This window comes from Nitrospira sp. (assembly GCA_029194665.1).
Taxonomy (GTDB): domain Bacteria; phylum Nitrospirota; class Nitrospiria; order Nitrospirales; family Nitrospiraceae; genus Nitrospira_D.
Genome location: JARFXO010000003.1, coordinates 742,827 through 756,972 on the forward strand (window position 1 = coordinate 742,827; position 14,146 = coordinate 756,972).

Consider the following 14,146-nt stretch of genomic DNA (forward strand, 5'->3'; position numbering starts at 1 on the left):
GGAGTACCCATAATGACTGAACCCGTCGATCCCGCGATTACCTCTAAAATTACTCAGGCCTTAGCCAGCTATCTCAAACGAGACCCTGCGTCGATTACCGAGTCACATCATCTCCGAGATGATCTGGGCCTCGACTCAGTGGCCATCATCGAACTGCTCTTCGAAATCGAGGAACGATTCAAACTTCAAATCCCCGATCAAGACCTCCCGGGGTTGAGTACCGTTGGTACCGTGGCCGCCTATGTTCAGCGGCGGCTCGCTGAACCGAAGACTGAGTCGAAGCCCGAGACGACCAAACCCGCGACCCCCGCGAGCAAGTCGAAATCAACCAAGTCGACTGCGGGCAAGACAGCCAAGCCCTCAGCCACCAAGAAGGCGGCTTCACTCAAGCCCGCCTCGGCCGGAAAGCCAAAGAAGACAGGCGCCGTTCCGTCCGGGAAGAAGAAAGTCGGGACCCGATGAGCAAACCCCAACTGCCTTCTCCGATCACATTGGCTCAAATCCAGGAGGTCGTCGGAGGGACGATTCACGGCGACAGCCAGACACCGGTCTATGGCTTAACGAGTCTCAGCGAAGCCAATCCAGACGCGTTGTCATTCATCGCCAACGACAAAATGTCGAAGGCGGCGGCAACCCTTCGCGTAGCAGCACTACTGGTTCATCGCCATTTGCCCGATCTCGCTGTGCCACAAATCGTCGTGGACCATCCGATGTTGGCCTTCGCGCGAGTCGCACAGGCTTTTTTTGTCCGGCAACAGGTACCTCGGGGCCTTGCGGAACAGGTGATACAGGGAGCCGACGTACGGATCGGAAACGATCCTTCTATCTGGCCTTTTGTGACCTTGGGCGACCGCGTGACGATCGGCAATCGTGTCACACTCTGTCCGGGAGTCTTTGTAGGATCTGATTCAACGATCGGGGACGATTGCATTCTGTACCCCAATGTCGTCGTCCGCGAGAGCTGTTCACTTGGTGCGCGAGTGATTGTGCACAGCGGAACCGTGATCGGAGCCGACGGGTTCGGATACGTGCAGCATCAAGGCCGACATCATAAGATCCCTCAACTCGGCGGCGTTGTCATCGAAGACGACGTTGAACTAGGAGCCAATGTGACGGTCGACCGCGCAACGTTCGGCCGGACCCTGATAAAGCAGGGCACCAAAGTCGATAATCTCGTCCAGATTGCTCACAATGTCACAGTGGGAGAGCACAGCATTCTCGTCGCGCAGGTGGGCATCGCCGGCAGCACAACCATCGGCCATCATGTGGTAATCGGCGGTCAGGCCGGGCTTGCCGATCACCTCACCATCGGAGATCAGGTCATGATCGCGGCCAAAGCCGGAGTCAATCGGAGTATTGGATCCAACCAGATGGTAGGCGGCATCCCGGCAATGCCGCGTGAAAAAGCACTGAGAGTTCAAGGCACTATTTTTCAGCTCCCAGAGTTGAAACAACTCGTGCGGGATTTGGAACAGCGTGTGGCGGCCCTTGAAGGGCAGCAAAAACGTTCGTCAGGTCGAGGGCCTCGATTAAGAGCAGCTCGTTCTAGAAAGAGCTAACACTTCAGCCCTGGGTTTTTCCTACCTTGATCACTCTCCGCCACAAGAACAGCCTTGCCCAATAGAATCCGGCCCAGGGCATCAAGAGCGCCGGAACTATATTCACGCTGCCGTAGACATACGCCGCAATGGTCCCTCCAATTAAGATGATCGCGCCCAGCAAATATGCGAGCGGAACGAATTGACGCCCCGGATGCTTGATGGTCGTCGCATCCGACCTCTTCTTGAGCGTGCCTCTCTGCCGATTCAGCCCTTCTTTCATCCGGGCCGCCAGAACTTCCGGGAACTCCCGCAAGAGATGCCGTTGATAGAGCGTCTGCAATGCTCCCAAGCTTACGCCCGATATGAACAACCCGGAGCTCTGATACAAGGTACCAAAGGTATAGCCGTCGGTTGAGAGCCACTGGTATCCCAGACCTCCGATCGCGCCGATCATGCAGATGAGGCCTAGAAGACCGGACGGCATGAGGATGTACGTTTTGACGTACTCCTGGGCCAGCTGTATCGCCTGCTGTGGATGATGAACGTTGATGAGCTTCGGCACGTTATTCTCTTTACGATCGTCAAGACATATCGGAGAGGAAGCACGCTATTATAACCATCCGGATGTCTGCTGGAAAGAATAGAACGAGGGGGGCCCTTCGATGTCGATCTGCTACCGAAACTAGCAATCGATCCTCGTCATAGTACCGATATCGGTATCAAGATCTGGAGGCTTCAACGAGGTTTTCTTGGTGTCCACCACGCCTTGCAGTGTCAACGCAACCGCGTCAAGGCTTTCGAGCAAGGACGTGAAGGAATCAGAAACGACGGTCGGCACAACAGCCGTTAACGATTTGGAGGGTGTTTCCGAAAACGTGATGCGTCCGACGACAGGAGGCTGTAGAATCTCCGCGATCGATATTGCTGGCGCGCGGCTCAAATCAATCTCACAAGCACCACTTACTTCATATTCCTGCCGACCATCCATCCGCACGACCGGGCGAAGGGGATAACGGCTATTCACGTTGGTCACTGTTCCTACTCCTCCGCTCGTCAATCGCACTGTCGTCCCAAGCGGGTACACCGAAAACTGCTCGACGAGCGCCTTCAGGACTTCTCGAGGAAAGGTTTTTCGTTCAGCAACCAGGAGTTCCTTGATCGCTTCGTGCGGAAGAAGGCGACGGCGATAGGGACGCTCGCTCACCAATGCATCGAATACGTCGACCACACCCAAGATCTGAGCCATTTCACTGACCGCTCTTCCAGCGAGTCGATTGGGGTATCCCTGCCCGTTGAAGCGTTCGTGAGCCTGACGCGTCAATTGTGCTAACCAACGATACGTTGGTCCGCACTTCTCGATAACTTGATAGCCCAGCTCAGGATGCCTCTCAATGAGTTCCCGCTCTTCCTTGGTCAATCGGCCGGACTTGCTGATCACGTGTTTCGGCACGGCAAACAATCCAATATCGTGGACAAATCCCGCCAGTGCCAACCGGTGTAGCTCTTCCCCATAGTACCCGAGGCCGATTCCGACCTTGGTTCCGAGTATGGCCACATTGATCAGATTGGTGATGAGTGGTGATCCGGGCGCTCCCGCTAGGGCATGTACGACGAGCTCATCGTTGCGCTGCAGCGATGACACGACGCTCGTCGCAAGGGTTTCAAGTGGTTCGAGTGATATGGAACGGTGTTCCAGAACAGCGGCCGCTATCCCGCCCAACACCTGTCCTGCCTCTTGATACCAGGTCGTCAAGGCATTACCCATGCGCCGGGACTGTGATGTCGATGTAGCATATCATTCGCAACTTTTTCCACCAACGAGCGTTTGATCTGGCGCGCTTCCGAAACACGCCCGACGTGGAGACACAGGTCGCACAGCGAGTTGATCAATCTGCATACACCACCAGTGCGATGATAGACAGAGGAAATCGCACCCGGTGAGAATATCGGCAACTCGCCCCCCGCAGCAGCGAGACGAGTCAGAACATAGGCTTTCGTTTCGGCGCGATTCAAATATTCGATATGGTATTGAACAGCCACCCGTTGAGCAAGCTGCGGAATACGCGCGATACGATCCCGCAGTTCCGGCTGTCCTACGAGCACGAGGGTGATGAGAAACCGATCATTTAGCTGGAAATTGCTGAGAAGGCGCAGCTCTTCAAACAAGCGGTCGTGTTCGATGGCCTGGGCTTCATCCACCACTACAACCGTGTCCACTTCTCGATGGTAGTTGGCAAGCAGTTGATCGTTCAAGCGACGCAACTGCTCCACTCGTGTCCCGTGGAAATCCAATCCGAGTTGAAACAAGATCTCGCCGAGAAATTCATTCCCTGGGATAGTCGGATTCGATACCAGTCCGATCTCATAGCGGGATCGGGGAAGCTTGAGAATCACGGCACGACTGAGGAGTGTCTTCCCACTTCCGATCTCACCGGTAAGCATCACGATCCCTTTACGGGCATGGATCCCGTACAGCATCCGTTCCATTGCTGCATCATGTTTGACCGATGGGACATAAAACTGCGGATCCGGCACATTCTCAAAGGGGCGAAGACGCAGTCGCCAATAAGACTCGTAGGCGGAATCTTGAATCAGACTATGATTTTGTATCGCATCGACAAGCGGCACTGGTATGTCCTTTTTCGTTTCGGCATCTCAGCCGGAGGGACGCTTCGGATAGATGGGGTTCATTCAGTGGGGCAACACGCCTTGTATCGCCATGCGCTCCACCCGACCGCGTTCTGCCCAGTCCTCAATTCCCTTCACGCTCTGGTCCAGACGTGACTGGACTGCGTCATAGTTGTCTGCGCTTACCATCACACGATGCTGCATCACGACGGTGAGGAAGCTATGCAATCCCATAAAAAATACCATCGCATGAGAAGCATTGACCTGCTGAGCGGCAGACCAGAGCTGCGCGGTACGTTCAACTGCATTATGGAGGGCGGAAGACAATCGGCCAGGGGCGACGCTCTCATGCTTGAGGGTCTGAAGCACAGCCGTCAGATGAGGAAGTTCTTGCCGAACGGCTTGGAGAAAGCCTTGATCTCCTTCGGCTGACCGGTCAAGAAATTCCCGGATGGAAGTCACATTGCATTGCTCCACCCCGCCCCCCATCAATCCCTCCGTCTGGGCCACCATCGTCTGAACCACATTGCGATGGAATGTGTCGGATGCTGTGCATTGATCCTGAAGCCCACGGAGCAATATCAGCAACTCTTTCGTAGCGATCATTCTTGGAGAGCCTTCGCCGTAAGCCGGTACCTGTTCCTCCTCAAATGCCAAACCTGTCGCTCGAGTCAGGGCTCCATGGACATGCCCCAGCTGTTTGCACAGGGCGATAAAGTCATCGGTTGAGATTGGTACGGAAGGGTCTTGGACGGCTTCAACGAAGGGAAGGGCCGCGAAGCTAGCTCGCTCGACATCGCACAAGTTGACAGTGGCTGCAGATCCGCCGAGGTTCGTAACGCCGACCTTGATTGTCTGAGCCAAGACACGATGGCGATCGGAAGGCGGAGTTTGCTGTAGTTCATCGAGTGCGACGTGAATTTGCTGGAGCCATTCTTGTGCCTCTTGAACGAACAGTTCAACCAGTTCTTTCTGGAACGCACTTTCGCTTTCAACGGACATTGGTTTCAGCCATTCGACAAAACCACACTAGAGTTCAGGTGACCGGCTCAGGATTATCCCCTCCCATGTCCGAGTTGGGAAGCCAGTCCTGCAATCTCGCTTAACTTGCGCGCCATTTCCTCGAGTCGTTTTGTGGCGCTGTCAGCGGCTTGTTCGGTTTCAACGACTTGTCGAGCGAGTATTCCGTTGCGATCTCGTTCTGCGACCAAGAGCCCTTCCATTTCCTGAACTCTCGTCGCCACTCTCTCCAATTCTTGAAGGTGTCCCATCGTCTCTTCTCTCTTCCGTCGTTCCGTCGAAAGTGCTACTTCGAGGTCACGAATGTTCTGATGAAGTTCGCCATTCTGCTGTTCTGCATTCGTGAGTCTTGTTTCCACGTCTCTTGCCTTGATCGACACCTGCTCCAACTCAACCAGTTGTTGCACGAGTTGCTCCGCCGCCGACCGTTCAGCGTGTAGAGCAGACTCCAGTTCTGCAATTCGAACAGAAGTTTTTTGCCAGTTCACGGCCTCCTGCTTGAAGGCTTCGACCGCATCCTTCTCCGCCTTCAGTGCCGATTCCAGCTCAGGGATTCTTGATAGTTGTTGCTCGACTTTAGCGAGTGACTCCTGCAGGTCGTCGGCGCGTTTGCGCTCGGTCATCAGCTGCGCCTCGGTTTCTTTGGCGCTAGCAAGCTGCGCCGTAGACTCAGCCAGTTGCCTGGTCAGTTCCTCTGACCGAGCCCGCTCTGCCTGGAACTGTTCTTCAACCTTTGCGAGTGACTCCCGCAGATCGTCGGCGCGTTTGCGCTCAGTCACCAGCTGCGCCTCGGTTTCTTTGGCGCTAGCAAGCTGCGCTGTAGACTCAGCCAGTTGCCTGGTCAGTTCCTCTGATCGAACCCGCTCTGCCTGGAACTGTTCTTCAAACTCTTCGGGTTTGCCGCTCACCCGGCACAGACTCTGTTGCAGTTGGTCAGACATGGGCATCATTCTCTCAGCGGGAGCCGCCGCGAGAACGGAAACAGGCTCGGCGACCGCGGCCCCCGCTGGTTCCTGCCGCTTTGCTATCAGTTCGAGGACTCGATCCTTCAGAGATGTGCCTTGAAACGGCTTCTTCAACACTCCATTCGCGTGGCAAGACTCGGCCTGCCTGGTCACTTCATCGTTCACGATTCCTGAGATGAGCAGTACGGGCGTCGCGGAGAGGGTTGCGTTTCCACGGACAAAGGCACAGACCTCATATCCGCTCTTATCCGGCATGATGACGTCTGACACAACAACATCCGGCCGTTCCTTTGCCAAATAGGCCAATGCTTCCTCTCCGTTCGCGGCAAGAGTGACGCCGAGGCCAGCCTCGGTCAACAGTCGCTCCGCAACTTTACGAACTGCGATGCTATCATCGGCTATTAGGATCTTCGGCATGCCTGCACCTTTCGTCCGTCCCGGAACACGGGAAATCGTCACACAGTCGACCCAAGTCGTGACAGCGAGAGAATCAGGATTTCGTCCAAGCCGTTGGTATAGCTGCCTTCGGCTGGCAAATCATTGCCTTGGTATGTTTGAAGCGCGGCAGGATCAAAAGTATGAAGCACAGGAATCTCCTCATCAATGCGCATCGCCATTTCTCCGAGGGGATGCTTTACCCTCAGACACAAGGGACTGCTTCCTTGCACGACAAGATGAAGGAACCTAGCCAGATCGAATACCGGTAGCACGGTCTGCCCCTGACGAACCACTGCCGTGACAAAAGGTGTTCGACCGGCGACCGGGATAGATTCGCTCCACTGCGAAATACCCGAGACCTCCAATGTCTTGACTGCCAATCGTCTCCCTCCTACTGAAAACACCAGCAGCTGCCAGGAATGACGTGCTCTTTCCCGATGATGCTTTTGACCGGTTCTCAGCATGTCCCGCCATCGTTCACCGAGACCTTCGGAGCCGCCAGAAGCTCACAAGTGGGTTCTGCCCCGCTATTGCCTTCTAAGCCCGACATCCGCTCATCGAGAACCCACGTTGTGTTCAGAACCAACGCAATGCTTTTTGAGAATAGGATCATGCCCCGGTACCAGTACCGTTCCGGTCCACGGAACAGCATTGGAAGCGGCAGGACTTGAGATAGTGGGAATTCAAGAAGTCCCTGCACCGCAGTGACTCGAATGCACCCACGAGCTTCTCTTTCAGAAAGCAGCACGACACGCCTGTTCGGCCCATCCTGATCATTCGGGACTCCCAATCGATCGGCGAGATTGATGGCACGGTACACCCTGCCATGAACCGTCGGGTTTTCAACATTGCCGATCTCCTCGAGAGTCATTACCCCACAAATAGATTCGGCACTCAACGCCAGATACCTTTCGTCTACTGTCACGATGAGAAATCGTGATGGACTGGCCGGCGACGAAATTCCCGCCATCAATTCCCGAACGTCCATGCCAAGTCCTTCTTGCCCATTCTCAGCAACAAGTCACATTTCGTCAATTGATACGAGTATTTCCGCAAGGTTACTTGCGCAGCGCCGGAGCCTTTCCGATCCACCGTTCAACCTCATGCAGCAACATCCGCTCATCTACCGGCTTGGAGACGTATGAATTGGCACCGAGGCTCATCGCCATCTGGCGATGTTTGTCCCGTGCCCTCGTCGTCATGACAACGATCGGCGTTTGCCTAGTTTCCGGACCACTTCTGAGGGCTTGAATAACTTCGAATCCGTTGAGCTTCGGCATTTCAAGATCGGTGAGGATCATCCGATAATTTGTCGTCGATGCCTTTCGGAGCCCGTCTTCGCCATCAACGGCCGTATCGAACGGATATCCGGCCGACTCCAACATCCTTCCGACGAACTTTCGAATGCTTAACGAATCATCTATCAAGAGCAGGCGGGCCTCTTGGGACTTATGCGACGATATCTCTTCTTGTAGTAAGGACGGTTCTTGAAGTGGTGTGGTCTTGGGAAAGGGAATACGAGCAGTCGATTCCTTCGTTCCTCTCGACGTCAAACGGCTGGGATCGATAACAAGAACTATCCTTCCTTCTGGATCGACGGTCGCCCCTCCGAACAACGAATGCTCCAACAGTTTCAGTGGTCCGAGCGGCTTGATGACGATTTCCTGGCGACCCAACAGTTCATCGACCGCCAGGCCCATAGGACCAGCAGCGGTTCGGACAATCACGACCGGCATCGTCCAATCGCCGCCTCCTGGTTCACGGCGAAGAAGGTGATGGAGAGATTGTAATTCAACAACTTGTTCGTCGAGCTGTAAGAGCTTATGATTACCTTCCTCCCGTACTGCGGATAGAGTCGGCATCGTCACTTCCTGAATGCTCAGCAATGGAATCGCATATTTTTCGGTGCCGACCCGCACGAACAACGCGGTGGCGATGAGGAGGGTGAGAGGTAGATTCAAAGTAAATTTGGTGCCGACACCGGGCTCAGACTCCACCTCAATATGCCCGTTCATGCCTTCAATGACTCGCTTGACCACGTCCAGTCCTACACCTCGCCCTGCTTGCTCCCCTACCTTGTCGACTGTTGAAAAACCGGGCATGAAAATCAACTGGAAGAGGTCTCCATCCGACATCGCCTGTGTCTGGCGGGATTGGGCAACTCCGATCTTGATGGCTTTTGCCCGTATTTTCTCCAGATCCAACCCTGCTCCATCGTCTTCCACCTCAATGACGACCGAATTCCCACGATGAGCCGCGTGGAGGTAGACCGTTCCGACAGCCGGTTTCCCCGTCGCGATTCGATCGGCCGCCGGCTCAATGCCGTGATAGACAGCGTTCCTGACTAAATGCACCAATGGATCCACCAATCGTTCCACGACTCCGGTATCCACTTCCGTCTGCTCGCCCGATGTGACCAAGGACACTTCCTTGTTTGAAGCCCGAGCAATTTCTCTCACCGCTCGACGAAACCTCGTGAACGGTGTCCCGATCGGAACCATGCGGGCACGGGCAATTTCGTCTCGCATCAATAGCGTCAAGTGTTGCAGTCGGGTCATCTCGTCATGGGCGCTTTGGATGGATCCATCCAACTGCGACATCGACTCACTGATATCGGTGGTGACCTCGGCGATGCGGCGAGACAGGATATTAAAGTCATCATACTTATCGAGTTCGAGGCTTCCGAAATCGCCGAATACGGGAAGTCCTTGACTCGCAGACGCGGTTGAACCACTCGATGTGTCCTGATAGCTAAAGGTGTGCTTGTCGGCGAAGGATTGGACGGAATCCACTAGACGACTCTTGAACACCAATACTTGTTGTGACAGTTCCTCAAGGACTCGCAATCGTTGTTCCAATCTTCCGCGTCCAATGACGAGTTCTCCAACGAGGTTCATCAATCGCTCCAGCCGGGCATGACTGACACGAATGACCTCGCGTTCCTCTCGCGATTTCTCGTTGGGAACTCCATCATCCTGAGATCGAGACACGCCATCTCCGGGCTGACCTGCGTTCGCTGAACGGGAGGCGTCAGCTGGTTGATGTGCCGGCGTCGTCGCTCTTCCTGCACCCTGGTCCAATCGTCTCAGCTCTGTTCGCGCAGCCTCGAATCGTTGCCCCGTGCCATCCACCTTGCTGAGGTCTCTTCGCATGAGTACTCGTACAACATCGATGGTCCGAAGCATAAGATCCGTATGTCCGGGTAACACGTTGAGGCTCCCGTCTCGCACCGACCCCATGAAGTCTTCGACGTGATGGATAAGATCACCGATCGATTGAAAACCAACCGTATAGGCTGAGCCTTTCAACGTGTGAGCCGTCCTAAAGAGCTGATGGATCAGTTCTCTGTTCAGAGGCTCCTTGTCCAATCGTAGGAGATTGGCTTCTAAGAGCTCCACATACTCTTGCGCCTCAGGGATAAAGTAGGAAAACACCTCCGGATCCAAATCCGGGATCAAGTAGCTATCGGATAACTCCGCGGTCGGCCCTGCTGCTCTGACAACGGGCTCACATTGAACAGGAATCGGGCTATCCCTGACGGGGCCGTCGGATGGAGTTGTCGGTGCCGGTGCGGCGGCTGTACTGTCTGCCACCTCGCTAAAACGATTGAGAAGAAGCGGCAGATCGTGCCGAAGTAGTTGCACATTCGCTGGTTCATGACGAAGGATGAGACGAATCAATTCTCCGGCCTTTGCAAGCATGCCAAGAAGGTCATTGCTGAGAGGAAGGCGATGTTCCTGAACCGCGACCATGCAATCTTCCATGGGACGAGCGACATCTCCAATGATTTGGAAGCCTACGGTGTACGCTGAGCCTTTCAGGGTATGTGCCGCACGAAAGAGCCGGTAAATCGAGTCTGCATCATCTCGCTTCTCGCTAAGGACACGAATCAGCTCGTCCATGGTGCCGAGATACTCCTCAGCTTCGGGTATGAAGTAGGATAAGATTTCGGCATCGAGTACGGGGAGCAGATAGGCGTCATCGATTGTCGGCGCGGAGGACATGAACGCTGCCTCATCGCCTGGTTTTCCCTCTCGTTGTTTTATCGACGCCCAACTGCGTTCTACGGCTTCTGCATCTTCGACTCCGCCTTGTCCGATGGCTCGAACGATTCCCTGAAGGCTTTCCGTGATGGTCCGCATCGAACCTACCGTTCGGTCCCATTCCGCTGAAAGAGTCGGTGTCGCTCGTTCAAGCAGCATCTCCAAGTATTCAGCCAGCTGCGCGACTCCGCTGAAGCCATACAGCGCAGCGGCTCCGCAAATACGATGGGCGACAATGTATTGGTCGGCAAGGTCTTGAGGGGTGGGCACGGCACCGTCGGGAGGGTGCAATGCCTTAGTCAGGACATCCAGCCCATCCGATGCCTCAAGGACAAAAATGCTGATGAGATTCTGCCGATCGAACTCCGAGCTCATCGGTCCCTCGTTACACCAGAAGGCTCTTCTCGCTCAGTGGATGAGGACGGTTCTCAGGCCAGCTTAAACTGGGATACCGAGGTAGTCAGACCTTCAGCCAACGTCACCATATCCTCTACCGTCGCACGTGCCGAATCGGTGGCCTTTTGTGTCGCTACGGCACCTCCGGTAAAGTCCTTGATTGAACGTCCGACCTGGTCGGTCGAAACTGATTGGGCAGCCGCCGACGCCGCTATACTTTGGGCAAGTTCTGCAGACCGTTGAGCAATCGTCGAAATTTCCTTAAACACATCGCCCGTACGCAAGGCCGAAGCCGACCCGGCCTCGACCGCTTGAGTTTCGTGCTCCATGGCAACGACCGCATGCTGCGTTTCACTCTGGATGACCTTCACCAGGTCCGCGATCTCGCGTGTCGCCTGCGTCGAGCTTTCCGCAAGCTTCCGCACCTGATCCGCGACCACGGCGAAGCGCGCTCCGGCCTCACCTGCACCGGCGGCCTCAATGGCAGCGTTGAGGGCCAACAGGTTGGTTTGATTGGCGATATCCCGAATGGTCGATACGATTTGTGAAATTTCCAATGAACGGTCGCCGAGTGCCTTGATCTGTTTCGACATCCGTTGGACTGTCAATTGAATACGCTGCATATCTTGAACCGTTTCCTGCACCGCGAGCCGGCCGGATTCGGTGGCCTGTAAGGCTTGGCGGGCCGCTTCGGACGACGCTCCCGCGGTCTCGGTCACTTGGCGCATCGACGACGCCAGTAGTTCGACCGCACCGAGCGCCTTGATCGATTCGTCAGCTTGGTGTTTGGCGGTTCCAGCCATCAGCCCGGCATTGTCCCTCAGCTTGCTCGCAGAGGTATTGACACGTTCCGCTGCCTGGCGCACTTGCTTCATCAACTGTGAAAAGCGTTGAATCATGAGATTGAATCCGTCCGCCAGATTTCCAAACATATCGGCCGTCACTTCACCGCGCTTGGTCAAATCACCTTTTCCGACATCTGAGACCAACACAAGAAACTGCACGAGTTGTTTTTGCATCCGGTCCCGCTCTTCTTCCGTCGAAACCAGGGTCGTGATTCGATCCAACATGATGTTGAACGCCTTGGCCATATGACCGATTTCATCGTCGCTTTCCAATCTTGCACGGGCGCGCAAATTTCCAGCAGCAGCCTGTGTGGCGACGTCGGCTACATGGATGATGTCTTTTACAATGCTGCGCGCGAGGAAATATCCTATCGCGATCGCCAGGAGGAGTGCCGCAACTGCTGCACCGAGCATGACCTTGGTAAGGTGTACAGCCAGGCGTTGCCCACCATCATTCAATTCGCTCGCCAAGTCTCGAATGAGTTGCGCCATCCATTGGAAGCGCCATATCGATCGGCCGTGCCACAAAGCCACTTCAGTTGACAGCAGCGTGAGTCCCAGCTCCCTCATCGACTGCCGTTGCTCCTCCGTGAGCGAGGGGTCAAAACTATCGTTCAACGCTCCCACCGCGGTTTCAGCGGACGCAAAGTATTCTCTCAACGCAAAAATGAGGACATCCACCTCCTGTCCGTCACGGCGGCCATCCACCGTCTCGTGCGTGGCGAACGGCCGATACGTCTCAATCGGCGTCATAGTGCGCCTCTTCAATTCGGCGAGGGGAATGATGGCCTCGTCGAAATCACTCTTTTGTCGCTGTTCCGCAACGCTTAACAACGCATTGTGATAGAGGCTGAGGTTGGTGCTACTCACCGCGACGTGCGAAACCCCCACGGTTGATTCGGCATAAATGGAACTCAGCTGGCCCTTCAACTGGCTGAGACCCATCAGACTGATCAGACCAATTGCCATCATGGCGACAATGATGAAGGAAAACCCGATAAGGATCTTTTGCAGGGCTTTCAGGTTTTTAAACCATGCACGAAGCGACCATTTCCATGTCTTTCTAACCTTCGCCATGATTGTCCTCCTGCTCACTGCTCGTGATGGGGCTTACCTTGCCGGCACAATCGTTCCACAATATGACGCGATGGATTGGTCACTAGCCGTTCCTTCTATGGACGCCAACAGCCGTGACATTTCCAATATGGCGCTCAGTTTCTTCTCTGTTTTGAAGGACCTCGATAACAAGGGCGGTGTTTCGGTCGCAGTATGAATCGAGGGAGCCACTAGATCGTCGGAGTGGATGGTGCCAATCTCCGGTACATCCTCGACCAGTATACCGACCTGTTGAGTCGCGTGACGAACAACTACCGCATATTTCGGAAGGACGGAAACCGATACGCCCAAGGCAGCCCTCACATCCACAAGCGGGATGATGGTTCCACGTAGATTGGTGACACCGACCAGCGAAGCAGGCATACCTGGTACAGGCGTGATCGACTCTGGCTCGAAGACCTCGAGAACTTGGCGTAAGTCTATGGCGAAGGTTTTCCCTCCCAAGGTGATCAGGCAAACCCTCAATGATTCTGTGGATTTCTGCTGTTCTAGGGCTGAGTCTGAATGAAGTTGAGGCAACTCATCTATGGAAATCATCGCTTCGCGGTTCCGGCAGTATCGGTTTTCTCAGCGCAGTGCAAGTTTCACCGCTTGCAGAAGGTCTTCTGATTTGAAGGGCTTCACCACATGTCCATTGGCCCCCTGTTGCTGCCCCCAGAACTTGTCACTTTCCTGTCCTTTCGAGGTGCAGAGCACGATCGGAATGCTCTTGAAGCGGGCATCGCTTTTCAAATCCCTACATGCCTGAAATCCGTTCCGACCAGGCATGACCACATCCAAAACGATGAGGTCCGGTTTTTCAGAGACCACCTTCTCCTCCAACCCATCCGCAGTTGTGAACGATACAACTGTGTGTTGGGCAGCTTTAAGGTACGACTCGATCAACTGCAGTTCCGCGTACGAGTCATCGACAAGCATGATTTTGCTCATACACCTCTTCCCTTCCCTTCAACAGATGTTGCCGCTGTCCTCAATGCAGCGCCATCACCCCACCGATTGCACAGCCGGTTCTCCTCCTTCTCTTGTCTGTTGTGCATGTCAGCCGAGGCGTACACGCTGCTTTGGTTCTTAGGCACACCGGTGTGCGGCATCAGCGACATTCTCGCGTGCGAGCATCTCTCCCTATCCCTGCATTGCCGATTCGCGCTGTTCTC

Annotated in this window: 13 protein-coding genes; 2 read left to right on the top strand and 11 right to left on the bottom strand. The window is 54.9% G+C overall.

Going from position 1 to position 14,146, the window contains the following annotated elements:
- Positions 1–12 precede the first annotated feature (12 nt).
- Together P0119_12940 and lpxD are read left to right on the top strand one after the other, a co-directional pair.
- Positions 13–462 (top strand): phosphopantetheine-binding protein, encoded by a 450-nt coding sequence (locus tag P0119_12940; GenBank protein ID MDF0666964.1) that lies wholly within the window; start codon positions 13–15, stop codon positions 460–462.
- Complete coding sequence (gene lpxD / locus P0119_12945) at positions 459–1,559, top strand: UDP-3-O-(3-hydroxymyristoyl)glucosamine N-acyltransferase (protein ID MDF0666965.1); 1,101 nt, start codon at positions 459–461, stop codon at positions 1,557–1,559. The genes P0119_12940 and lpxD overlap by 4 nt, the downstream gene beginning before the upstream one ends.
- Positions 1,560–1,563: 4 nt before the next feature.
- Here lpxD and P0119_12950 read toward each other — a convergent pair whose 3' ends face one another.
- From P0119_12950 to P0119_13000, 11 genes are all read right to left on the bottom strand, one after another.
- Positions 1,564–2,103: a hypothetical protein gene (locus P0119_12950; GenBank protein ID MDF0666966.1), complete on the bottom strand. Its 540-nt coding sequence runs from the start codon at positions 2,101–2,103 to the stop codon at positions 1,564–1,566.
- A 120-nt stretch (positions 2,104–2,223) separates the two neighbouring features.
- A complete protein-coding gene (locus tag P0119_12955) occupies positions 2,224–3,306 on the bottom strand; it encodes an HD domain-containing protein (GenBank protein ID MDF0666967.1) in 1,083 nt (360 codons plus the stop codon).
- Entirely contained in the window at positions 3,291–4,169 is an 879-nt protein-coding gene (locus tag P0119_12960) for an AAA family ATPase (GenBank protein ID MDF0666968.1), read from the bottom strand. The genes P0119_12955 and P0119_12960 overlap by 16 nt, the downstream gene beginning before the upstream one ends.
- A gap of 63 nt (positions 4,170–4,232) precedes the next feature.
- On the bottom strand, positions 4,233–5,171 hold the full coding sequence (locus P0119_12965) for a hypothetical protein (protein ID MDF0666969.1): 939 nt from the start codon (positions 5,169–5,171) through the stop codon (positions 4,233–4,235).
- A 53-nt stretch (positions 5,172–5,224) separates the two neighbouring features.
- Positions 5,225–6,571 (bottom strand): response regulator, encoded by a 1,347-nt coding sequence (locus P0119_12970; GenBank protein ID MDF0666970.1) that lies wholly within the window; start codon positions 6,569–6,571, stop codon positions 5,225–5,227.
- 38 nt (positions 6,572–6,609) lie between these two features.
- Complete coding sequence (locus P0119_12975; protein ID MDF0666971.1) at positions 6,610–7,056, bottom strand: chemotaxis protein CheW; 447 nt, start codon at positions 7,054–7,056, stop codon at positions 6,610–6,612.
- Positions 7,050–7,580, bottom strand: a complete 531-nt coding sequence (locus tag P0119_12980) for a chemotaxis protein CheW (protein MDF0666972.1) — start codon at positions 7,578–7,580, stop codon at positions 7,050–7,052. The genes P0119_12975 and P0119_12980 overlap by 7 nt, the downstream gene beginning before the upstream one ends.
- Before the next feature lie 70 nt (positions 7,581–7,650).
- Complete coding sequence (locus P0119_12985) at positions 7,651–11,010, bottom strand: Hpt domain-containing protein (GenBank protein ID MDF0666973.1); 3,360 nt, start codon at positions 11,008–11,010, stop codon at positions 7,651–7,653.
- Positions 11,011–11,063: 53 nt separating this feature from the next.
- On the bottom strand, positions 11,064–12,953 hold the full coding sequence (locus P0119_12990; protein MDF0666974.1) for a methyl-accepting chemotaxis protein: 1,890 nt from the start codon (positions 12,951–12,953) through the stop codon (positions 11,064–11,066).
- 33 nt (positions 12,954–12,986) lie between these two features.
- On the bottom strand, positions 12,987–13,529 hold the full coding sequence (locus tag P0119_12995) for a chemotaxis protein CheW (protein ID MDF0666975.1): 543 nt from the start codon (positions 13,527–13,529) through the stop codon (positions 12,987–12,989).
- 30 nt (positions 13,530–13,559) lie between these two features.
- Positions 13,560–13,922 carry a response regulator gene (locus tag P0119_13000; protein MDF0666976.1) on the bottom strand — a complete coding sequence of 121 codons (363 nt, stop codon included), beginning with the start codon at positions 13,920–13,922 and terminating at the stop codon, positions 13,560–13,562.
- Between the last annotated feature and the right edge of the window lie 224 nt (positions 13,923–14,146).

Bases quoted from the DNA above. Each gene is read 5' to 3' on its own strand.
- lpxD (MDF0666965.1), top strand. From the start codon at position 459: ATGAGCAAACCCCAACTGCCTTCTCCGATCACATTGGCTCAAATCCAG.
- P0119_12940 (MDF0666964.1), top strand. From the start codon at position 13: ATGACTGAACCCGTCGATCCCGCGATTACCTCTAAAATTACTCAGGCC.
- P0119_12995 (MDF0666975.1), bottom strand. From the start codon at position 13,529: ATGATTTCCATAGATGAGTTGCCTCAACTTCATTCAGACTCAGCCCTA.
- P0119_12980 (MDF0666972.1), bottom strand. From the start codon at position 7,580: ATGGACGTTCGGGAATTGATGGCGGGAATTTCGTCGCCGGCCAGTCCA.
- P0119_12970 (MDF0666970.1), bottom strand. From the start codon at position 6,571: ATGCCGAAGATCCTAATAGCCGATGATAGCATCGCAGTTCGTAAAGTT.
- P0119_12965 (MDF0666969.1), bottom strand. From the start codon at position 5,171: ATGTCCGTTGAAAGCGAAAGTGCGTTCCAGAAAGAACTGGTTGAACTG.
- P0119_12990 (MDF0666974.1), bottom strand. From the start codon at position 12,953: ATGGCGAAGGTTAGAAAGACATGGAAATGGTCGCTTCGTGCATGGTTT.
- P0119_12955 (MDF0666967.1), bottom strand. From the start codon at position 3,306: ATGGGTAATGCCTTGACGACCTGGTATCAAGAGGCAGGACAGGTGTTG.
- P0119_12975 (MDF0666971.1), bottom strand. From the start codon at position 7,056: ATGCTGAGAACCGGTCAAAAGCATCATCGGGAAAGAGCACGTCATTCC.
- P0119_13000 (MDF0666976.1), bottom strand. From the start codon at position 13,922: ATGAGCAAAATCATGCTTGTCGATGACTCGTACGCGGAACTGCAGTTG.
- P0119_12985 (MDF0666973.1), bottom strand. From the start codon at position 11,010: ATGAGCTCGGAGTTCGATCGGCAGAATCTCATCAGCATTTTTGTCCTT.